We start from the raw sequence: 22,720 nt of genomic DNA, 5'->3' as shown, positions 1-22,720 counted from the left end.
ATCTGACTTTCTAGATTTCATTTCTTTTTTGATAAGTTGAATGCCTTTGACAATAGTATGGTTTCTAACCCTGCAGGATTAAGTAATCTGGTTTGAAAAAGATTTAATGAAGAAACTATCCAAATTATTAAACCTATATTATTTTTTTCGTCTTTCAACCTTTTAAATGCTATAAATATAATTATTGTAAATATGATTGTGATTACCAATCCAGCCTCAACTAACATTGTCATAAAGCCACTATCTAACATTAAATAGTTTCGATTAAAGCGACTAATCAAAGTCTCACGGTCCAAATTAACAGGAATATCCTGTCCTAACAATTTAATCGGATAATAGGTTAAATACCAATTACCTAATTGGAATCTTTGTGAAACAATTCCATCCAATTTTTTCCATAAGGAATTGTATTTATAGTAATATGATCCCAAAAATATGAGGCTTGCAGAAAAAATATATACCAAATTGGTTATCACATATAGTCGCGCAGTTAACTTTCTTTCAATATTCATAAACTTTATTATATACACTAATACCAAAAACAAAGCACATAAAATGGTAGCTGCTCTAGCATCTGATATTATATTTAAACCAAAAATAGGAAGTAGCAATATTAACAGCCACCATTTTTTTAATTTACTAAATTTTAAATATACAAATAATTGGGTAAAACTTAAGTATGCTTCAGATATCCCTCTTGCAGATCCAAACCCTAGAGTATGTCTGACGATTCCCCTCGGAGATATTACGACTCTATCTGGAATATATCCTAAAAATCTAAGAAATAGAACAGTTAGACTTCCGAGTATTAACGAATAATATACAGCTTTCAAATAAGGAGTAATATCTTGATCTGCTAATGCAATAATAACTATTAAAATAGTAAAATAATTAGTTAATCCATCAAATTTACTTATTAAAATTCCGAAGATAGCCAAGATAATAAAAAGGAGATTCCAACGATATCTTTTTAATAACATACTGGGTATCAAACTTAAAATTAAACCATAAAGAGAAATAGTTACTAATAAACTCACGTCAGACACAATTTTTAAATTTGAGAAACTCAATATTTTTAAAAAGTTATACAAAAACATAAAGAGTATTGAAATACTTAATCTTTTTTTTGACTCCATGCTTTTTGATTCCTCCTTTCACTACTGATTGATATGATAAGTATTCTAGTCTCTTCGGAAAATATCACGTGTATATACTTTATCTTCAACATCCATCAAAATTGTCTCTAAACGATTAGATACAATCACATCAGATACTTTTTTAAATTCATCAAAATCTTTAATAACTCTTGAATTAAAGAAATTATCCGACTCTAACGTAGGTTCGTAAACAACAACTTCAATTCCTTTAGCTTTAATACGTTTCATAACACCTTGAATAGAAGAATATCTGAAGTTATCTGAATTGGCCTTCATCGTTAAACGATAAATCCCCACAACTTTAGGACTTTTAGCAATAATTTGATCTGCAATAAAGTCTTTACGTGTTGTGTTTGCATCTACAATGGCACCAATAATATTGCTTGGTACATCTTCATAATTTGCACGTAATTGTTTTGTATCTTTAGGTAAGCAATAACCACCATAGCCAAAAGATGGATTGTTATAATGGCTTCCGATACGAGGATCTAAACCAACACCTTCGATAATTTGTTTCGAATTTAATCCTCTCGATTCTGCATATGTATCTAACTCGTTGAAATATGCAACCCGTAAAGCTAAATAGGTGTTTGAAAATAGTTTGATTGCTTCTGCTTCTGTCGGATGAGTCAATAAGACAGGAATATCCTCTTCTAATGCATTTTCTTTAAACATATCTGCAATCTCTTGACCACGATCAGAGCATTCACCAACGACAATTCGTGATGGATGAAGATTATCATATAACGCTTTTCCTTCTCGCAAAAATTCAGGAGAAAAGATGATATTCTCAGTTTGATATTTTGCTTTTAAATCTAAAGTATATCCAACAGGAACTGTTGATTTTATAATAAATGTCGCATCTGGACGAATTGCTAGTGCTTTTTCAATTACATCTTCCACTGTAGAAGTATTAAAATAATTTTTCTTTTCATCGTAATCAGTTGGTGTTGCAATAATTAAATAATCTCCAAAATTGACCGCATCCACAAAATTTTTAGTAAATTCTAAATTTAAATCATCGCGCTCTAAAAACTCATGAACTTCTTTATCCTCTAATGGTGACTGACGCTTTTGTAGCATATCGATTTTTGTTTCTACAATATCGTATGCCTTAACTTCTTCTTTTTGTGATAATAACAATGCATTTGCTAAACCTACATAACCTAAACCAAAAACTGATACTTTCATTTTGTCTCCTCATTTCAATATTTTTCTAATCTAAAATTTTAGTGATTTCTTTGCCAGTATATCGAAAAGATTTAGGATAGGGAGTCTCCTCAAGAAAATTACCAACCGTAATAAACATTATAAGATTTTCATTTTCAGGAATATTAAGTATTTGTCTCACATTAAGCTCTGCTTCTAGATTGAACATAGCATTGAGAGCACATGCAGCTAATCCCACATATTCAAGTGATGTTAATAACGACATTGCAAATAATCCACCATCAACATAAACTTGGTTACGTTCTTTGATATCAACAAAACTGCTTGTATCTGTGGTCAAGAGTAACAATACTTGCGGATATTTATAACCTCTATACCCTCCTTGTACGTCTAATGTATTTTTAATCAATTTAGGATTTGTAATAAGTCGTATACGTGAAGACTGTCGATTACAAACGGAAGGCGTCTTCATAGAAATATCAATAGCTTCCTTAACTAAATTATTATCTACAGGTTCAGAAGAATACTCCCTAATACTTACACGTCCAGAAAATAATTGTTCAAAATTCTTATTCCTATTTTCTTTTTTATCAGTATTTTTCAATACCGAATATCCACCTAAATTTTTGTCAGCATTCTCAATTTCATTTTCCCACTTATCAAATAAAGATAAAAATAGTGGTGGTACCACACCGCTCATTTCTAAATGCTTTTCCTTATAAGATCTTAAACAAGAGAGAGTATTAGAATATTCTATATTTGATTTTGAAAAATTTTGTTCATCGTAATAGTTTAAACAACTGTATATGTTCCTAAGTGCATTTTCTCCAAATCCCTCTCTAAATTCAATATGACTTAACCCTTTTTCTAATGCGTGTGAATAAAAAACCATCTTTGCTTTGAGTTGCTGTTCATTAAAAGCGATGGGAGAACCATAATTTTTTAAATATCTATTCATTTCATGTTTATACAATTTTTGAAGCAAAACTTTTCGCTTTGTCTGTTTCATCCAATCTGGTGCTATTTCCTTGACTTTTTTCTTTAAATTCTTCTTTGAATTGGCTGATTTAACATCCATTTTAATCTCTCCTAAAGTGCTATTTATATACTTTATCTAACTAAAAGAACAATTACAGTAATCAATAAAAATTATAATTGTTACATCTGCTAAAAAATCACAGATTTAAAAGTTTCTCTTGCCAATTATTGATTTGACATAATTTTGTTGCCCGAGAAGAATTGAACAAATAGTATATATAACTATGCCAAAAACAATTTGAAATACTGTTGTAATAATTGTAGGGGCAAAATTAGCAGTCAAAATTCTAATAGAAATAAACATGACTATGCTCGATATTAGAGAAGCAAAAATTGGTTTCGTATCTAATTTAAATTTTATATCCTTATTCATGTCTGATATTCGAACTATAGCTAAGAAAGCTGTCGTTGCTGTATTTGCCAACGCTGCACCAATAACTCCAAAATTTGGTATTAAAACAATACTTAAAACAATCATAAGTATACATGCAAAGACCCACCCGCGATTATATTCTTTCATCCTGTGCATAGGAATATTATATCCAACTGCAATAGCTTGTTGAACTTGCTGAAGTATCAAACCTATGGCTAAAATGGGAATGATATTAACTATCTCCGCAAATTCCAAACCATAAAACCAATTTATCATTTTAGGAGTTACAGCCACAATTCCACAAGCAATTGGTAGCGTCAAAATAATTTGTATAGAGATAGATTTATTTAAGACAATAGATAATCTAGTTCTATCACTATATGCAATTTTAGACATTTGAGGTAACAAGACTGTATTAAGAGAGCTTACCAATGTACTCGCAACCCAAATTAATAAGGTCCCATTTGAAAAAATCCCTACAGCCGCACTAGATACTATTAATCCGAGAATAGTCTTTGTTGAATTATTAATAATTGTTGATGATAGTTTTGAGAAAAAGAATGATATTGCAGGTTTAAAATGCGAAAATATATCTTTGTATTTAGGAACTAAGAATTTCACTTTCCCACGTAAGACAAACCAAAATGAAACCTGGCTAACTAAAGTTGAGCCTGCTTGGATAATGAAATATAATGTTAGATTGGACGGTTTTCTTATAAGAAATACAATCGCAAAAAACGAGAATATCTTTATCACGGAATTTCTAATAGTAATTTTCTTAAAATCCTCAATTCCAGCAAAAAACCATGAAATATCGAACAAAGCTCCTAAAATCAATGCCCCATTTATTATAAAAAATAAGGGGTAGTTAGTAAAAAAACTAAATACTAAATACAAAATAAATGTTAACCCACTTATCACTAAATTAAAAAACTGTAATTCCCAAAATTTTTGAGATAAAGAGGTTTTATCCTTTCGAACAATTGCCACTTCTCGTATGCCATACTGTGCTAGTCCTAACCCTGCAATTAGTACGAAATAATTAGTTATCGAAGTTACATAATTAAAGAGTCCTACTCCATTTACTCCGAGTGACTTATTTACAATCGGAACGGTAACAATAGGAAGTATTATAGATAAAACCTGGTACATTGATTGATAAGCAAAATTTTTAATAATTCTATTCATAGAAATACTACTTACCCAGTTGTTCTTTCAAATAATTTAAAGAAAACTGAATCCTCTCGCTAATTATTTTTTTGGAATTATTATAGTTAACATTATCATAACTAGAAAGTGACCCACCCATATATTTTTGACTTTCTAACATTGTAAATGCTAATAAATCTTTAAGCCTAGAGTTCATCTTAGCTCCATCCGTACGATCTATAACTAAAAAAGGGGTTTCCATAATGATAGAAAAAACTCCACTATGAAAAGAATCAGTAATCACTAGTTTTGCATTATTTATAGCATCTATAAATCCAATTGGATCATAAATAACGTGACTTTCATTATAATAATTCCCCATAATTTGTACTATTTCTAAATTGTTAGACTCTGAGTAGTTTTGTATCTCTTTTTTTAAATCAGGTTTTAAATCAGACAGACAATATATTAAAATATATTCTTTACGTTTTTGTTCAACATTACTCTTACTAGATTCAATAAGATTTATATAATCTTCCTTTTTCAAAAGCATTGTTGGATCCAATACACATGTCGCATTCTTACCAATCAATTTTTTTACAACTTCAACGCTAGATTTTTCTCTAACGGATATATTCATCATACCATTCAAATACTCAGAAAATTTTTCTTTCTTATTTAAAGGGATTTCGTCTGTAGCAATACTTGCGGCGTAAGAGTACCGCTTATTCTTTTCTACAAATCTTAAAAAATGAATTTTTTTTAAGTCAAAATTAGGGTTCCATACTTGGTCGCTACCAACAAATACCTTTTGAAAATTTGAAAAGTCGTCATTGTATTTATACCTTACATTATTCAAATAATTATCTGTAAACTCTGCGAATATTTTCTCTTTTTTCTTTATCATTTTCTTACGCGCAATATACTTATTCCTGTTCTCTTTAGAAGACAACAATTTTTTCACAGATCTTCTAAATAACTTAATTTTTTCACCCGGTTCGTCTATAACTATTGTTTCAACACTAAATCCTAATTTTCTTATACTAGTTTCTAAGGCATAATTTTGCAATCTATTACCATAGTTATCATTTCCGTAAATTGTAACGATCCCTATTTTTTTATTCATAAATTCTCACAAAATTCCTTTCCATTCTTCAGTTACTTTAGTGAGCGAGTATTCCTTTACTCGTTCAAGAGATTTATTAGCAAGTTCCCTTCGGTACTCTTTAGATGAAATTAAATAGTTAATTTTCTCAACAAAATCATAGATATTATACTTTTCAATTAATATACCGAATTCTCCATTAGCAAGAATTTCACGAGGCCCTTTATTATCGAATGATATTATGGGTAGTCCGCAGCTCATCGCCTCAGTGATTACTAAACCAAAGCCTTCCCATCTACTCGTTGATATAAACAACGAACTATTTAAATAATGCAATCTAAGCGCCTCCTTATCAAGCATTCCTTCGAAAATAAATTTATCAGATATTTTTTCTTTTTCAATCAACTGTAGAAACATCTGCCTATCCGGACCATCACCTGCTACGGAAATTTTCCAACCTGGTTCAATCTTTTTAGCAATCTGAACTAAAAGATCCAACCCCTTTTGTTCAAAAACAAGTCGGGAAGTAAAACTAATTACGCGGGAATCCAGGCTACTTAACACTTTACCCTGATTTATGGTAAGTGGGTTTTTTATAGTTACAACATTCTTATGTAAATCCTCAAATTCCCTTTTATCAAATTCGGTTAGTGTTACCACAGTATCAACAAATTTCAAATTATTCCTTACTTCATTAGTTGCATCTCCTAGGCGTCTATTCATTATGATGTCGTATTCATTATGGACCCACCATATAATTTTTACTTCTGGGTTTATTTGCTGAATGTATGATGCATATAATATATCTTCTGAGTTTAAAATCACAACATCATAATTAGTAAAATCAATCTCAGATTTCACTTTATTAAATATCAAGTTTTTTTTATCTTGTATCTTTCTTGTTAGAATTGCCTTCATAAAAAGCACTGGATTTTTAAAAAAATGAACTTTATTATTTTTCCCAATAATAAATCTTATCGTTTTATCTACAGCACTAAAATTTTCAGACGATTTCTGAAAATAAACAGTAGTCGAAAACTCCTTTCCGAGAGAAGACGCTATAGTCATATTAACTTTCTCTAAGCCGCCTATCTCATATTTATTTAGAATGAAAAGTATTTTTTTCACTAGTTTTGCTCCTCAATAATTATTTAAATCAAAGAACTTGTTCTTATCTATCCAATTGGGATTATAAATCTGCTTATATATAACATAAGGATAACATAAGAAAAAACTCCCTCTACATTCTCTCTAAACAAAATAAAATAGAAACAGATAGTTGCTCGTATCCCTAATGTGATAATAACAAGCAATATAAAAATTGGACTTTTTGATTTGATTAATCTGTATACAAAGAAATGATATATAAAATGGTAAAAGATAGAATGTAAAACGAACTACTCCGGAATTTAGCCCTGATAAGAAGCACCAACTACTAGCAGTAAACTAAGTAAATGTAAATAACAATCTATTCTATCTTTCAAAAATAAGTATTTATTAAAAGTGATTAGCAAAATTAAAGGAATTAGGTAAAGTATGCCTCTACCAAAAGATACGATGGACAACCCCATTCCAAAACTAGCAACTGAAAGTCATTCAGAAAAAATTTGAGGATATATGCTCACTAATGCAATAATCATAATAGCCCAAGAAACTTGATAACAAGATATTCGTGTAGTAATTCTGTATAAATAGATTGAACTTACAGCGAAGCATTTTTATAAACAAATATGATTTCTAGGATACCTGGTCATCACACCCTATCATCATAACAACAGTTATCAAGGTTATTGCTCTATCACAAATAACCATGTCAGATTAAGCACCTTGCTCATCTTCATTTAAAAATTATTTTCTTATTTAACTAATCGTCTAATCGTCCATTTTAAACCTCTATAGAATCCTTCAATTAAAAAACAGACAAAACATTACGACAGTTACCAATTGGCGCCCATAAAATACTAGCACACCAATCAGAATAAAAGTATGCTTCACTTTTCACCCTCTGTGTCCTGTCAAGCAGAGGAATTACTAATCAAGGCCTAATAAGAATTCCTTTATCAAACTTGATAATACGTAATCACTTGTATAACTAATTACTAGAAAAATGTACCTCTTGATTAGCTGTTTAATCATTTACTATCATAAGCTAATATCATTTCCCTTTTTAATATTTTTCGTCAAAATTTTTTTTACTCTCAATAAATTCTTTATAACTGCAAAATGTAGCATTAAATTAATTCTATTTTCACTATGAATAGTATTTGTTATTATTAATAAAATTAAATATTTTATTAAGCTTTAAATCTTCTTGACGAGCAAATTTTATACCATTTTTCAATAATTCAAAGTAAATTTGAATTGTATAAGCAACTCCATATTTATATCTAAAAAAAGCCATAGTTAAATAAGGCACCATAGTAGGTCTATTTCGTTTGTATAATTCGACAGATAAGTTCTGTTTCAGAATAAGATTTTTTCGAGCAGCTAAGTCAACACTAGATTGAAAACTTTTCTTACTACGGACAGTTGTAGTACTACTTGTATTCAATACCCATGAATATATTTCATCCTTATCCACTGAAATATTTCGTGAATATATACCAGACTTTAAAGCAAACATCACATCATTACTAGATAAGATATTCTCAAAAATGATATTTTTACTTTTTATAAAATCAGTGCGATATAATCTAGACCAAACGGTACCAAGTCTGTATCTTAATCCTTCTTCAGAATGTTTTTCCCAATATTCTTCGTAGAATTTTAAATATGAAATATGGCGTTCCAAGGGCTCTCCTTTTTCATTTGAAGACGTCGGAGGAAAAAACACCATATCAAATTTAGTTTCAAAATAGGCAGTCATTTTTTCATAGAATCCTGGAATAAACATATCATCAGCATCAGCAAATGCTATCCACTCCGTTTTTACCTTTTCCAAGCCAATATTTCTAGCCATACCCGCGCCCTTAATATTACTGGTATTCTGATAAAGATGAATTCCCAATTTTGGAAAATTACTTATAATCTTTTTTAGATGATTATATTCCGACTTCGAGCTCTTATCATCAACAACTATTAAAGAGATATCTTGAGAATTCCTTTCTTTCTGTATTGAATGAAAAAGATTATAAATTTTCCCATGTGATTCAAAATGAGGAATTATGATTGAAAGTTTATTTCGTGACATTACTCGTACTCCTTCTTAATAAAACAGAAAAGTTTCTAAATTAAAATTCATATGTAGCTTGAAACTATGCATATTCATTTAGGTTTCAAACAGATATAAATCGTACTAATTGTAGATCATTCGACACATTAATCAATTTGTCTGACTCATCTCTTAGCTTCAACATCTCATTCAATACCAGATTAGCAATTCTTTCATATACTAACCTATACAAAATGACATAGAAAATAAACACTTCACTCTGTTTATTCAAACCAAGAAAAGTTAGATTATAATACACCAATAGGTAAAAAAACGTAAAACATAGTGATAATCTCTAAATTTCCGGTATAAATTTAACACCTCACAATTTTTATCTTGAACCACTGTCTTTTTCTCTAATATCGTCAATTATATAAAGAACGACAGAAAGATCTTCCTTGCAATTTACAAATTATTCATGATTTTATCCTTTTCAATGTATCTCCCGACACTTTCTTCATTATCCGTTTATTTCAACAATTCTTTCCTCTTTCCATTTTTAACTCAGTTAAAGATATTAGCAGACGTGGTATAAATATCTATCTTTATTTTCCCCTCTCAATCTAGTTTGAAACAGTAATATTATATTTTCTTCTTCTTCTTAACATGAGCATAGGAATTAACTTTGGATATATCATAAAAACTAGAGCACGAATTTTTTGTTGCTTAGCAGTAGGTACAAAAAAAGCTACTGATGCTCTCTTTTTCGTGATATTTTTTATGTCTAAATAAAATTTAGAATATTTTTTCTCAACTTTTGCAAGCACAATAATATCGTAAACATCAGAACAAGTACGCCAAAACGCAAACTCCCATGCTTTATTTACTTTAGGTGTATTAATAAGAAAATTTTTCTTTATCATTTTTACAGCTTCAATTCCATTTTTCCATTTTTCAATCGAAAATTTTGTTGTTGCACTCGTTTCATTATCTCTGCGATAATAATATATTTTTCGACTTCCAACAACCACACTATTTGCTCTTTGAAAAGCATCAACATTAAAATTGAACCCTTCACCAATAAAAAGTTTTTGATTAAACTTAATATTTTTCTTTTGCAAGAACTCCCTTCTAAAAAGCTTACAATAAACTCCAATAGGTATATCATAAAGTAAAATCATTGTTGTTGCTTCTTCAGCACTTACAGTTTTTTCATTAATATTCTTTGTCTGTACTAAGTTGAAATTGCCAAACATCTCAGTTGTTAATGAAATGTCTGCGTTTGAATTTTCAATCATATTTACTAAATACTGAACGTAGTCTTCCATAACATAATCATCGCTGTCAACAAAACATACATAAGTTCCAGTAGCAACTTCAATACCTGTATTACGTGCTACACTAACACCTTCATTTTTTTTGTGGATTACTTTTATACGTGAATCTTTTAACGCATACTCATCAGCAATTTCACCAGATTTATCCGTAGATCCATCGTTTATTAATATAATCTCAAGATTTTCATAACTTTGTCCGATAATTGAGTCTATACACTTAGAAAAGTATTTTTCCACATTGTAAACAGGAATGATAATTGAAACTTTTTCTTTTTTTCCATACTCATCACCAATCTTTCTACTTCAAAAAAAGCAACATGTCATATTAAGTTATACACTCATATTTAACTACCTAGTCAATTAACTTCTCTATAGTCTATATATTTTTTTCTAAATATTCTCGTGTGGTTTTTCTTTTTTCATTTAGAATACTATTTACAGCATCGTAAGCAATTTTATTTTGTAAAACATCGATTAGCTTCGACGAAGTCAAATTATCTACCCGTTGCGAAGTTGTCTCGGTAACCTTAAGTAAATAACCAAGTTTTTCTTCATTACCGTAGCCTGAGCCTTTACTTTTCCGGATTATTGTAGCGAATGGTCGATTATTAATAATGGAAAAGATTGTGCCATGGAACGTATCAGTAACAATGGCTTCCGCATCTCTGAAATATGCAAGAAGTTCAAATGGTGTACAATCAATAAATTCATCACAACAGCCCTGAACACCGCCAAAGCACAACACTTTTAGTTTATTTTCTTTAGCATATTTTTTTATACTTTCATTTTCCTGATCCGTAAATCTACCAGAGTACCCGTATGCGATCATATACTTTTCTTTATGTAGTCTTTTATTTGGTATTCTTTCTTCTAAATTCATATAATCATAGGCCAAAACTGGATCTACATTGATAGAAACGTCTTCAATTCCAAGAGATTGGACAATACTTTTTGAATTTTGATCTCTAACAGATATCGCTGAAAAATTAGCAAAATCATCTTTTAGACTATCTTCAATTTTGTAATGATTTATCTTCTCAATAGTGGTATTTCCAAATGATCCAGCATAAGAGACAACTTTATTAGCTTGCATATTATGTCCAAATAAATCACGCGTATAACCAACATTAGTATTAGCTTGAACGCAATTAAAGACTTCATCACTTCCAATAACCAAAGTATCTAATTTAGGATTATAATTTTTTTCATTTTCAATCCCCAATAATGGAAAAAATCTAGCTCCATATGTGCGCTTATGATTAAAAAAACGAATTTTATCTCTTAGAGATGCGTTAACATCATTATATTCTTTTAATTTCTCTAGTTGTCTTCTCAACCCCGTTGCTTCTTTTTTATTTGTTTTAATAAGCGGATTTCCAGGACGATAGTCAACAAAACTTACTTGATGCTCAGGACTAATATTTTCAATCATTTTTTTTAATGCATATCCTTGCAGAAAGGAGCCATAATTATAAATTCTCTGCATAGACATAATTCCGATTTTTTTCATCCAAAATCTCCTAACAATTCTCCAATTTCTTTTTTTAGTAGTTTATTAAAATGTTCAGTATTTGATTCTATTTTTGTGGAAAAAACTTTACTTTCTTTTATGATTACATTAAGTTTAGAAACATCCTCAACTACTATAACTTTGTACCCTGCATTTTTAACCTCTTTTACAAAATCCAGTTGATGATTGTTAACATGTTCACCATATTTTTCAAGTCGCGGTACTACTATAGGAATTTTCCCCTCATTCATAGCACTCATAAACGTTGATGGACCTCCATGACAAATAACCTTATCGGCAACTTTCATGTAATGTTCCATTTCTTCATATGAAAAAAATTTTTCCCATTTGCAATATTGAGGCTCATAATTGCTATACCCCGTCTGTACTACCACATCTTCTTGTATTTCACCTTTTTTAACGAGACAATCTACTTCTTTGACAAGACGGTCAAATGGTTGTTCATGTGTTCCAACAGTAACAAAAATCATCAAAAAATTCCTCCTAGATTTATGGCTTTAGGATAAACTTTTTTCATCTCTTCCCATTGAACAATAAACTTATCTGCAACAGGATAAACTAATTTGCCAGTTACTGTTGGTTTATCTATGCGATCAAACACTTCAATATATATTGTTTTAGCACCAAAAATCTTTCCAAAATAAAAAAAAGGAACAGCTACTGCAGCACCTGAGGAAATTATCAAGTCCGGTCTTTCTTTGTATAATACTTTAATAGCTAAAAAAGTATTTTTTATTAGGTTTTTAATATTTCTATTAGTTGGATAATAACAAGGATACAATTTTTCACCTTTCAAGATACTCTTTGCATCTGTTTTATCAAAAGTCACCCAAAATCGTTCTTCATTTTCCCAAAAAGGTTTTAATAGATAGAGATGTGTTAAATGTCCACCGCTTGACCCAACCAAACAAACTTTCAAAAAATTACCACCCTGTAAATTTATTTTTTCTCACATTGTTTCAAAACAACCCGAATTTTTTCTTTTTAACCGCCGCATACGCCGGCATTTCAACTTGATCCCCATTTAACAAGTCTTTTGCCACTTGTTGCATTGCGACAACTTTTTCTTCACCAAAATCTTTAGCAATCGCCTCATAGGCTTCTTTCATATAGAAATTACGTTTGTTTACCCCATGGGCATCAGAAGCAACCATTTGCACCAGATTGTGTTCAACCATTTCTTTTGCTGTTTTTTGAATTGATTTTCCAAAAACGCCAACATAACTTGGTGCAGTTAGTTGCGCCAAACACCCCATATCCAAATATTCAATTAACCGATTGGGATCTTCACGAAATTTAGCATTTCGTTCTGGGTGAACAATCACTGGTATTTTTCCCATGCTACGTAATTGGAAAAATATATTTTCCGTATAAGCTGGAATATCCATTGTCGGAAACTCAATTAATATATATGTATCATCTAAATCAGTAAACAGAATCTGGCCACTGGCGATTTCTTCCATTAAATCTCCTGTAATCCGCACTTCTTGACCTTCTAAGACTGTTAAGGGCAAATTGCGTCGATCTAGCTCCTCTTGTAAATTCAAGACACGAGAAACGACTTCTGATTTTGGATTGGTATATTTACCGTTATTATGATGGGGAGTACAAAGAATATGGGTTATACCTTGGCTGATTGCTTTTTCAGCCATGGCAATACTTGAATCTAAATCTTCTGCCCCGTCATCGATTCCGGGTAAAATATGACAATGTAGATCAATCATCGTTTCTCACTCCTTAAATTTAACTACCATAGTAATAATAATAACCTTGATCTTTAGTGTGTTGCGCGCCATTATAGACTACACCTAAAACCCGGGCACCAACCATTTTTAATAAATCACGAGCTTTAATCAATGATTCTTTGCGAGATACATTTTCACGAATAACCAGCACTGTACCATCCGCTTTTGAAGCCATAATTTGCGCATCGGTTACTGCAACTACTGGCGGCATATCAAAAATGACAATATCATATAAGTTACGGGCCTCGTCAATCACTTGGTCCATGCGAGCAGAACCTAATAATTCAGAAGGGTTTGGTGCCTTGGGACCACTAGTTAATACAGACAAGTTTTCAACAGTGGTTTGTTGTGCAGCTTCTAAGACACTTTTTTGTGTGCTCAAAACTGTACTCAAACCCACTTCATTATTTAATTTGAAAGTTTTGTATACAGTTGGTTTACGCATATCTGCATCCACTAATAAAACACGTTGGCCAGATTTAGCAAAAACGACTGCTAAATTTGCGGAACTGGTTGATTTGCCTTCTCCTGGACCTGAAGAGGTAATAACGATTGTTTTAATTTGACGATCGGCAGAAGAAGCAAATTGAATATTAGTTCGAATTGTCCGAAATTGTTCTGAAATTGGTGAGGATGGATCAACTAAAGTAATTAAACTCACCGGGTGAGTTTGAGTGCCTTTACGTTCTGTATGTTTTTTTGCCATGATTACTCTCCTTAGACACGTGAGCGGCTGCGCCGAGACACATTGTTTTCTTTACTATCATTATTTGTACTAGCCTTTTTAAAAGATGGAATTAACGGTTTCTTTTGAATCGTTGCATCTAATTCTTTTTGACTCATTTGTGGCACCGTACCTAAAATAGTCAGACCTAAATCTTCTGTAATAAACTTATCTTCTTTAACTGTTCTGTCTAATAATTCTAACAAGAAGGATAAACCAATCCCAATCATCACCCCTAAAACAAGACCAATTGCAAGGTTCATTTTGTTATTCGGAGAATCTGGCACCATATTGGCAGTTGCTTTTGAGATAATAGAAATTTTATTAACTTCTAACACATCTTTAGCTGTCTCTTGGAAAATTTGTGACGTTGTGTTAGCGATATGTTCAGCATTAATTGCACTACTGTCTGTTGCCTTAATTGAAAACATTAACGAATTCTGTTGTTGCATTACTTCTAACGCATTTTTAATTTGGGTAGTTGTCATATCTAAATTGTATTCAGATTCCAAACGGTCTTTCACTTGGTCAATTACCAAATCACCAGTCACCAATTCCTTATAAGTATTAATCATCTGTAAATTTGTATTAACGTCATTGGGATTTGCTGTAGCATCTCCTTGGGGTAACGTCACAATTAATTGTGCTTGTGAACTATACTTTGGTGTAATGATAAAAAATGTTGCAATACCAGCTAATGCTAACCCTGCAAAACTACAAATAAAAATTGAAGCCAAATGTTTTCGTAAGATATCAAAAATTTGTTTCAGACTAATTGTCTCTTCCATTTCTCCGCCACTTTCTTTAATTATTTACATCGAGTGTTTTTTTCAATTCGGTTTGTACGCGATTTAATTCTGTTTCACTTACCCGTTGATAAGAAATACCATCTTGCATGAAGCCTTCACCTTGCATTTGATCTTGTTGAATAGTTGTAAACGCTCCACGATAATCAGCAGCAATTTTTTTCATATCATCAAAGCTCAAGTCGGTTTTAATGTTTCCTTCCATTGCATCTAGTAATTCTTTGTAGCGAGTAGCACCATCAAAAGTCAGAATTTTTTTGGCCACACCTTCCACGATTTTTCGTTGCCGTTCTTGGCGACCATAGTCTCCTCTTGGGTCATCATAACGCATACGAGAAAATGCTAGTGCTTTGTCACCATTCAATTCATTTTTGCCATAAGTAAAAGTATATCCCATATTTTCAAACTTTAAATCATTTGTTACAGTGATGCCCCCAACTGCATCCACAAGTTCTTTTAGACCTTTCATATTGATAGCAACATAATGATCAATAGGAATATCTAGATACTTTTCAACGGTATCCATTGACATCCCCGCCCCACCAAAAGCATAGGCGTGATTAATTTTATCTTTGGTTCCTTTGCCGACGATATCGACGTATGTATCACGGGGGATGCTTACAATTGTGGTCTTCTTAGCACTAGCATTGACGGCTCCAACCATCATCGTATCAGAACGACCTACTTCTGTTCGGCCTAAATCACCAGTATCAATTCCCAGTAATAAAACTGAAAATGGTTTTTTTTCAGCAATAACTTTCCCTTGTTCTTCTTTACGTTTGGTATCTAATTGACGCTCCACCGATTCATAAGTTTTCTGTACAGAACCACTTAAGTCTAAGTACACTTTTGCACCAATCCCAACAGCTGCAATTGTAAGTACCGCAATAAAGCCGACGATTCCTAAAACAATTTTCTTCCCTCTAGACATTGTCTTCTCCTTTTCTAATAACCTGTATCTGTTTCAGCATAATTATCGCTATAATTTGCTTCTGAATCTGTATAATTTTCACCTGTAATGGCATCTTGTGTTTCTGTGCCATAGTCAGTACTGTCATTTGAAGTTGAGTAATCAGATGAATTGCTAGCACCAAGCCCTAATTGGTTTGAAATCGTATTGGCTTTTTCAGTGAATTCAGTTTTTAAATTGTTATTGCGTACTTGACTAATGCTTTCAACCAAACTCAAATATTTGTCATAAGTTGCGGCATTTGTGACTTTTCCGTCTTTTAACATACTATTCAGTGATTGATTAATCTCTGCGACCCGTTTTAATTGAGCATCGGCATAAGATAAATACGTTTTAACTAACTTCGTCCAGTCACTTTCGTCCACAAAGCCCAAGCGTTCTCTAATGGCACCGACATCAGTATCTTTCAACTTAGTTTTGATTGTGACGTCATTTTTGGCTTTTTGCCAATCACTAACTGGTTTTTCAAATAACGCATTCACGCTGTTTTGAATAGCAAATTTTGTTTCAGCATCCGCCATTTGCTTGTTCAATGTTTCTTTTTCTTTTGCAATATTTTTCATATTTTTCGGCATATCTTTATCTTCAATACCAAAATCTTCTGCTGAAACTTTCACACCATCTAACCTGGCGCCTGTCTGAGTTAACTCAGCTTCTGTTAAATCTTTTTTCAAAAACACTTTATCCTGATTCGTGTAAAGTTTAGTGATTGCTTCGTTTACTTCTTTAATAGAAAGTTCGTCTTTTTTGACAGCAGTTTCTGCGTAGCTAACTTTTTGTTGATATTGTTTGTTGTTGTTTTCACGATAACCGACAAAACAAATCGCCACTGCTCCTATCCCCACAGCTGCGACTGCGATCGTTTTAATAAGGGGGTTACCCATGGACACACGCTCCTAACTCTTGATTTGATATAGCAAAAATAATTGCTAAAAAGTTCTAGCTTATTATACGTTACTAAATCACTAATGAAAAGTAGAAATAAATTGAAAAAGCGTCCTTTACTACGGACGCTTCAACCTCTAAGGATATCAACTCAAAATTAGCAATACCAAAATTTACAGATTCCTCGTCCAAAATATCAATCATTACTAATCTAGTATGCTCCGTTTGGTTTAATCACAATCCAAATAGTTTTAAAAATGATTTTAAAATCATTCATCAAACTTTGGCTTTGAATATACTCCAAATCAAGCTCTACCATTTCACTAAACCCAACATCATTTCTACCACTAACCTGCCACAAACCAGAGCAACCTGGTTTCACAAAAAGGCGTTGCATATCATAAGAAGTATACTCTGCCACCTCTCTAATTAGAGGTGGACGTGGTCCAATAAGACTCATATCCCCTTTTAATACATTCCATAGTTGTGGAATTTCATCAATACTTTTAGAGCGAATAATTTTACCAATCTTAGTAACACGAGGGTCATCTTTCATTTTAAACATTGCACCCTCAATTTCATTTTTATCCAATAATTCAGCTAATTTTTCTTCGGCATCTACACACATAGAGCGAAATTTATACATTTTAAATTTCTTCCCATTTAAGCCCACTCGTTCTTGACTAAAAAAAACGGGACTCCCTGGTTCTTCTTGTCGAATTTTATAAGAAACAAAAAGTAATAATGGAGACAACACGATTAACCCAGCGATGCTCCCAATAATATCGATTGAACGTTTTATGCCTTTAAATATGTATCGTTTTTCAATTTTTTTCTATCTAATATTGTCTGTCGTGAAAAAGCTGGCACAATATCAATTTTCTTCATTCCTTCAGATATATCCCTTGTAGCGTTCTTTTGATTCTCCACTGAAGTCCCCCCTAAGAACTTTTTATAACACTATTTAAGTATTGACAGCTCTCAAAAAAATTATAATGAGCAGACGTAATAATTGAAATTCCGTCTCAAAACACTACTAACTATACTATAGGCATCTAAAATCTACAAGGTGATATGTTTTTTATAACACTTAGGATTTATTATAAAAATTAATATTTTTGATTTTCTAAATGGGATGTTAAATTTGCGTCTTTATTTATTCAATTAAAAAAATACTATTGCTTTTATTTGAAAAATATTTTGAAATTCAACAAAAGAGATTAATTTACATAAAATTCATAAAAAATGCATAATTTTATTAATTGTCGTTTTATAACAAAATTATTCTTAATTTTTTCTAAAGAACATACAATTCAATAAAAAGACGCCATAAAATTCATTTCTCTTATATGCATATAGGATACATTTTCACTCTAAACTTATATGAGAAATTCAATTTTATAGCGTCATTACCATTTCACTCATCACCCACGAATTGTTACTTGAACTTGACGCCGTCCCCATTTGGTACATTGCGCCACAGTAGGAAAATGAACGTCAATAATATTTCCTTTAATCGCGCCACCTGTATCTAAGGCTAATGCGACACCGTAACCTTGCACTTCGACTACAGTTCCTAGCGGTATCACGCTTGGATCCACTGCCACCGCTTGGGGATTTTCCCGCAAGTCCGTGCCACTAGCTGTTAAATAGCTTGCGCCAGCTTCTGCATAAGAGTAAGCCGTCGACTCCATTATTAGAGTTCGGCCACCACTACTAGAGTTACCGCCATTATTATTGGTGTTGTTATTCGTATTTGATTCGGAATTATTGGAATTTGAATTACTTCCATTATTATTTGGTTTGTTTGAGCTATTGGTGCTAGATTCAGAATTAGCCCCAGAGCTATTGCTAGAACTATTATTAGTAGAACTTGTCGGTTTTTCCGCTTCAGCTTCTTTTTGGGCAGCTTGGGCTTCTTTAGCCGCTTTTTCGGCGGCGGCTTTTTCAGCGGCAGCTTTTTCTTTTGCGGCTTTTTCAGCTGCTAAGCGTGCGGTTTCGACTTCTTTACTTTGGGCAATTTTTTGTAATGTACTTTGATTATCTGCTAATTGTTGTTTTAAGTTAGCAATTTTGCCGTCGAGTTCACTAGCTTCTGTCTCTAGATTTACTTTATTTTCTTTTAAGCTGGTAGTTGTTTTTTGAACAGTTGCTTCAAGCTTTTCTAGTTTTTCTTTTTCAATATTTAAATCGGCCACTTTTTGCTTTTGAGCATTTTGTAATAAGGTCATAGCATAAGCACGATTAATAAATTCTTGTAGATTCTTGGCATCCAGTAAAACAGACCAATCGCGTTCTGCTCCTCCGTTTACTTGAATTTCTTTCAAGCGTTGTGCCATCACTTCTTTACGCTTTGCGATATTTGCTTTAGTTGCTTCAATATCTTTTTGTGCTTTTTGTAAAGTTGCTTCGTTTTCTGCGATTTCCGCTTTTGTTTTCTCTACTTGATCATATTTGTCATTCACGTCGTTTAAGGCCATTTGTACCTCGGCGCTGATTTGGTTACTTTGACGTGTGATAGTTGACTCTTGTTCGTTTAACGAGTCCAATGATTCCGCAGCAGCAAATACCGGACTAACAAGATTGATAGCTACAACAGCTGTCAAAACTGTCACCAATTTTTTTGCTTTCACAAAATCCACACCTTTCTTTTCTAATCTCCAACGTCACTTATTATACAAAGGAAAGGTGTATGTACCATTTCAGTTAGATTACAATTTGTTACAGGCGCTGTGTTAGTAAATGAAAATTAGCGCTTGGTAAAAAGTTTTTTTCACGACAAAGCGAGCAAAGTATTGGTCTTTGCTCGCTTTGTTTTTTCGTAATATTTTTGTAATATATGACTAATTTTTTTTACGATTGGTGACGTACTGACGGACGTTTTCCAAACTTTTGACATTGTCTAATTTCAACCGATTAAAGTTTTTTAGTAGTCTTCTTTGATGAAAATTCAGACGAGGCAAGGCATTTTCCGCCTCAGGGTGATCTTTAAAGTATTGCGTTAGTGCTAAACGTTGTTGGACTTCATCTTTTTTCTCGTCAAAGCTATCTTTTAACTCTTCTTTACGCTGATCGAGTTCTGTTGCAATTTTTTTGGTCATGCTTTGGAAAGAAGCTAAGTTGGCTAGTGTATAGCCCAGATCAAACATCATAATCGCAATTAAGATGACCGGTAGATAAAAACCAAAATGCATGGCTAACCAATTCACCCCTAACATCACCCGCGGATGAACGACTTTTACAATCAAGACACAACCTATGCCCCAAAACAAAGAAACGGGGATTGCGACACGGCCGTTAATATTTAAAGGAACATCATGATAATCCCACCACGAAGCATGAAATAATTTTTCTAAGCCATAACTGGTGACATATTCCAAAATTGTTACCAGCACAGCAGCGAAGATATATAATAGTAGTAAATTATTATGGAAGGGACGTAAAAAATACAAGACCATTAAAATACCAAAACCATAAATTGGCGTGATTGGCCCCATCAAAAAGCCTCGATATACAAATTTTTTGGCTTTAATGGAACAAAAGATCGTTTCCCATAACCACCCGATAAAAGAATAACAAAAGAATAAAAGCACTACTGTAATAAACTCTTGCAAGCTAAATCACCTCTTTAACCATTTTACTGCAAAATATTTTGAATAATTTCTAAATTACTTTCATTGTATCAAACTTTGCCTACTTTATTGTTTAAAAGGCCTCGCTTTTCACCATTTCACTCCTAGGTTACAATAAGAAAAGGAGTAAAACTCTGGCAATAGACACACAATAAGCAGTTTTGCACTATTAACCGCCTCACTCGCCAGAAAGATTGGAGTTTTTTTATGTTTAAATTATTGGTGTACGCCAAAAAATATCGTAAACAAATTATCTTAGGACCATTTTTCAAATTTTTAGAAGCTGTTTTTGAACTAATTCTTCCACTTTTAATGGCCCAATTAGTCGATCAAGGAATTCGGCAAAACAATAGTAAAGTCGTCTGGCAAATGACAGGCTGGATGATACTAATGTCCCTTGTTGGTCTTTTGTGCGCGGTCATCTGCCAATATTATGCTTCTGTGGCCTCACAAAATTTCGGGACTGAGCTACGTAATCAGGTCTTGAAAAAGATCAACAGTTTTTCCCATACGGAATTAAATTTATTTGGGACAGATACGCTGATTACGCGTATGACCAGTGATATCAATCAGTTGCAATTAGCACTGGCGATGCTCATCCGTTTAGTGGTTCGCGCCCCTTTTCTAAGTATTGGCGCAGTTATTATGGCCTTTATGATTGATTCGCAAGCCGGCGTTATTTTCTTAATTACATTACCGCTTTTTTGTTTGATTTTATTTTTCATTATTAAAACAACCGTTCCTTTGTACCAAAAAGTCCAACAAAAACTAGACGTGATTAACGAATTGGTTGGCCAAAATTTAAGTGGTGTGCGGGTAATTCGTGCATTTTCACGACGGAAAACTGAAATTGAGCGTTTTTCTCAGCGTACTGATGATTTATCCGATGTTTACGTGCGGGTGACAAATATTTCTGCTCTTTTAACACCGGCAACAACTTTTATTATGAATATTGGAATTTTAGTTCTCTTTTATCTTGGTGGCTTTAAAGTAAATGTCGGTCAGCTACAACAGGGGCAAATTTTGGCGTTAGTTAATTATATGAACCAAATGCTGTTGGCTTTAATTGTTGTTTCAAATTTAGTAATTATCTTCACTCGGGCAGCTGCCTCTGCAAATCGTGTCAACGAGGTCTTAGAAACAACACCAACTATTACCAATTCAAAAGAAAATTTAGATGACGCAAGTTTTCCTCCTCTGACAACGGCTAAAAAAGGAGCGATTGCTTTCCAACACGTTTCTTTTCGCTTTGCGCCTCAATTTGGTTTGGTTTTAAAAGATATTGATTTTAAAGTTGCTCCTGGTACGACTTTAGGAATTATCGGTCCTACTGGTAGTGGCAAATCTGCTTTGTCACAACTTATCCCCAGATTTTACGATGTGGCTGCAGGTAGTGTAATCGTTGATGGTGTCGATGTGCGAAAATGGCCTTTAGAAAAATTGCGCGCTGAAATTACGATGGTTCCTCAGACAGCAGTTTTATTTACCGGCACGATTAAAGAAAATCTCCAGTGGGGTAAAAAAGACGCCACTGATGCAGAATGTTGGGCCGCTTTGAGTTTAGCGCAAGCAAAAGATTTTGTAGCCGCATTACCGCAAGGATTAGAGACACCAATTTTTGAAGGTGGGAAAAATTTTTCTGGTGGTCAAAAACAACGTCTGACTATTGCCCGGGCAGTCATCGCTAAACCGCGTATCTTAATTTTAGATGATTCCTTAAGTGCCCTTGATTACAAAACAGATTTAGACTTACGACAAGCCTTACAAAAAGAATTAGATGGAACTTTAATTATTATTTCACAACGAGTACGCTCAATCCAAGAAGCCAAACAAATTCTAGTACTGGATGCCGGCAAACAAGTTGGACTCGGTAGCCACCAAACGCTAATGGCGACTTGTCCTGAATATCAAGCGATTGTTCAATCGCAAGAGGAGGTGTCAGCATAG

General features: G+C 32.7%; 21 protein-coding genes. 1 reads left to right on the top strand and 20 read right to left on the bottom strand.

The window, feature by feature from the left end; all coding sequences use genetic code 11:
- Window positions 1-17: 17 nt before the first annotated feature.
- From RU96_RS09800 to RU96_RS09710, 20 genes are all read right to left on the bottom strand, one after another.
- Window positions 18-1,136 carry a hypothetical protein gene (locus RU96_RS09800; RefSeq protein WP_071865357.1) on the bottom strand — a complete coding sequence of 373 codons (1,119 nt, stop codon included), beginning with the start codon at window positions 1,134-1,136 and terminating at the stop codon, window positions 18-20.
- Between the two features lie 45 nt (window positions 1,137-1,181).
- On the bottom strand, window positions 1,182-2,348 hold the full coding sequence (locus RU96_RS09795) for a nucleotide sugar dehydrogenase (protein ID WP_071865356.1): 1,167 nt from the start codon (window positions 2,346-2,348) through the stop codon (window positions 1,182-1,184).
- A gap of 25 nt (window positions 2,349-2,373) precedes the next feature.
- Window positions 2,374-3,405: a nitroreductase family protein gene (locus RU96_RS09790; protein ID WP_071865355.1), complete on the bottom strand. Its 1,032-nt coding sequence runs from the start codon at window positions 3,403-3,405 to the stop codon at window positions 2,374-2,376.
- A 105-nt stretch (window positions 3,406-3,510) separates the two neighbouring features.
- Entirely contained in the window at window positions 3,511-4,926 is a 1,416-nt protein-coding gene (locus tag RU96_RS09785; RefSeq protein WP_071865354.1) for an oligosaccharide flippase family protein, read from the bottom strand.
- Window positions 4,927-4,933: 7 nt separating this feature from the next.
- The gene (locus RU96_RS09780) at window positions 4,934-6,013 is read right to left on the bottom strand and encodes a polysaccharide pyruvyl transferase family protein (protein ID WP_071865353.1); all 1,080 of its coding nucleotides are present in this window, start codon (window positions 6,011-6,013) and stop codon (window positions 4,934-4,936) included.
- Between the two features lie 6 nt (window positions 6,014-6,019).
- Window positions 6,020-7,120 (bottom strand): glycosyltransferase, encoded by a 1,101-nt coding sequence (locus tag RU96_RS09775; protein WP_071865352.1) that lies wholly within the window; start codon window positions 7,118-7,120, stop codon window positions 6,020-6,022.
- A gap of 1,123 nt (window positions 7,121-8,243) precedes the next feature.
- Window positions 8,244-9,182 carry a glycosyltransferase family 2 protein gene (locus RU96_RS09770; RefSeq protein WP_071865351.1) on the bottom strand — a complete coding sequence of 313 codons (939 nt, stop codon included), beginning with the start codon at window positions 9,180-9,182 and terminating at the stop codon, window positions 8,244-8,246.
- Window positions 9,183-9,766: 584 nt separating this feature from the next.
- Complete coding sequence (locus RU96_RS09765; RefSeq protein ID WP_211269910.1) at window positions 9,767-10,717, bottom strand: glycosyltransferase family 2 protein; 951 nt, start codon at window positions 10,715-10,717, stop codon at window positions 9,767-9,769.
- A gap of 139 nt (window positions 10,718-10,856) precedes the next feature.
- The gene (locus RU96_RS09760; RefSeq protein WP_071865349.1) at window positions 10,857-11,990 is read right to left on the bottom strand and encodes a polysaccharide pyruvyl transferase family protein; all 1,134 of its coding nucleotides are present in this window, start codon (window positions 11,988-11,990) and stop codon (window positions 10,857-10,859) included.
- Window positions 11,987-12,481, bottom strand: a complete 495-nt coding sequence (pssE, locus tag RU96_RS09755) for a PssE/Cps14G family polysaccharide biosynthesis glycosyltransferase (protein WP_071865348.1) — start codon at window positions 12,479-12,481, stop codon at window positions 11,987-11,989. The genes RU96_RS09760 and pssE overlap by 4 nt, the downstream gene beginning before the upstream one ends.
- Window positions 12,481-12,930, bottom strand: coding sequence for a PssD/Cps14F family polysaccharide biosynthesis glycosyltransferase (gene pssD, locus RU96_RS09750; protein ID WP_071865347.1), 450 nt, complete (start codon window positions 12,928-12,930; stop codon window positions 12,481-12,483). Before pssD ends, pssE begins: the two co-directional genes overlap by 1 nt.
- 40 nt (window positions 12,931-12,970) lie before the next feature.
- Window positions 12,971-13,735, bottom strand: coding sequence for a tyrosine-protein phosphatase (locus RU96_RS09745; protein ID WP_071865346.1), 765 nt, complete (start codon window positions 13,733-13,735; stop codon window positions 12,971-12,973).
- Between the two features lie 19 nt (window positions 13,736-13,754).
- A complete protein-coding gene (locus RU96_RS09740; RefSeq protein WP_071865345.1) occupies window positions 13,755-14,462 on the bottom strand; it encodes a CpsD/CapB family tyrosine-protein kinase in 708 nt (235 codons plus the stop codon).
- An 11-nt stretch (window positions 14,463-14,473) separates the two neighbouring features.
- Window positions 14,474-15,268 carry a YveK family protein gene (locus RU96_RS09735; protein ID WP_071865344.1) on the bottom strand — a complete coding sequence of 265 codons (795 nt, stop codon included), beginning with the start codon at window positions 15,266-15,268 and terminating at the stop codon, window positions 14,474-14,476.
- 16 nt (window positions 15,269-15,284) lie between these two features.
- Entirely contained in the window at window positions 15,285-16,217 is a 933-nt protein-coding gene (locus RU96_RS09730) for an LCP family glycopolymer transferase (RefSeq protein WP_071865343.1), read from the bottom strand.
- Between the two features lie 14 nt (window positions 16,218-16,231).
- A complete protein-coding gene (locus RU96_RS09725; protein WP_071865342.1) occupies window positions 16,232-17,140 on the bottom strand; it encodes a hypothetical protein in 909 nt (302 codons plus the stop codon).
- Window positions 17,141-17,352: 212 nt separating this feature from the next.
- Window positions 17,353-17,970, bottom strand: coding sequence for a sugar transferase (locus RU96_RS09720; protein WP_379923991.1), 618 nt, complete (start codon window positions 17,968-17,970; stop codon window positions 17,353-17,355).
- Entirely contained in the window at window positions 17,940-18,071 is a 132-nt protein-coding gene (locus RU96_RS13535; protein WP_379923987.1) for a hypothetical protein, read from the bottom strand. The genes RU96_RS09720 and RU96_RS13535 overlap by 31 nt, the downstream gene beginning before the upstream one ends.
- A gap of 494 nt (window positions 18,072-18,565) precedes the next feature.
- On the bottom strand, window positions 18,566-19,774 hold the full coding sequence (locus RU96_RS09715; RefSeq protein WP_071865341.1) for a 3D domain-containing protein: 1,209 nt from the start codon (window positions 19,772-19,774) through the stop codon (window positions 18,566-18,568).
- 210 nt (window positions 19,775-19,984) lie between these two features.
- Window positions 19,985-20,755, bottom strand: a complete 771-nt coding sequence (locus RU96_RS09710) for a putative ABC transporter permease (RefSeq protein ID WP_071865340.1) — start codon at window positions 20,753-20,755, stop codon at window positions 19,985-19,987.
- A 225-nt stretch (window positions 20,756-20,980) separates the two neighbouring features.
- Here RU96_RS09710 and RU96_RS09705 point away from each other — a divergent pair, with 225 nt between their 5' ends.
- Window positions 20,981-22,720, top strand: a complete 1,740-nt coding sequence (locus RU96_RS09705) for an ABC transporter ATP-binding protein (protein ID WP_071865339.1) — start codon at window positions 20,981-20,983, stop codon at window positions 22,718-22,720.

The organism is Enterococcus canintestini (assembly GCF_001885735.1).
Classification (GTDB): Bacteria; Bacillota; Bacilli; order Lactobacillales; family Enterococcaceae; genus Enterococcus_C; species Enterococcus_C canintestini.
This window is presented reverse-complemented; position numbering and strand designations above follow the sequence as displayed.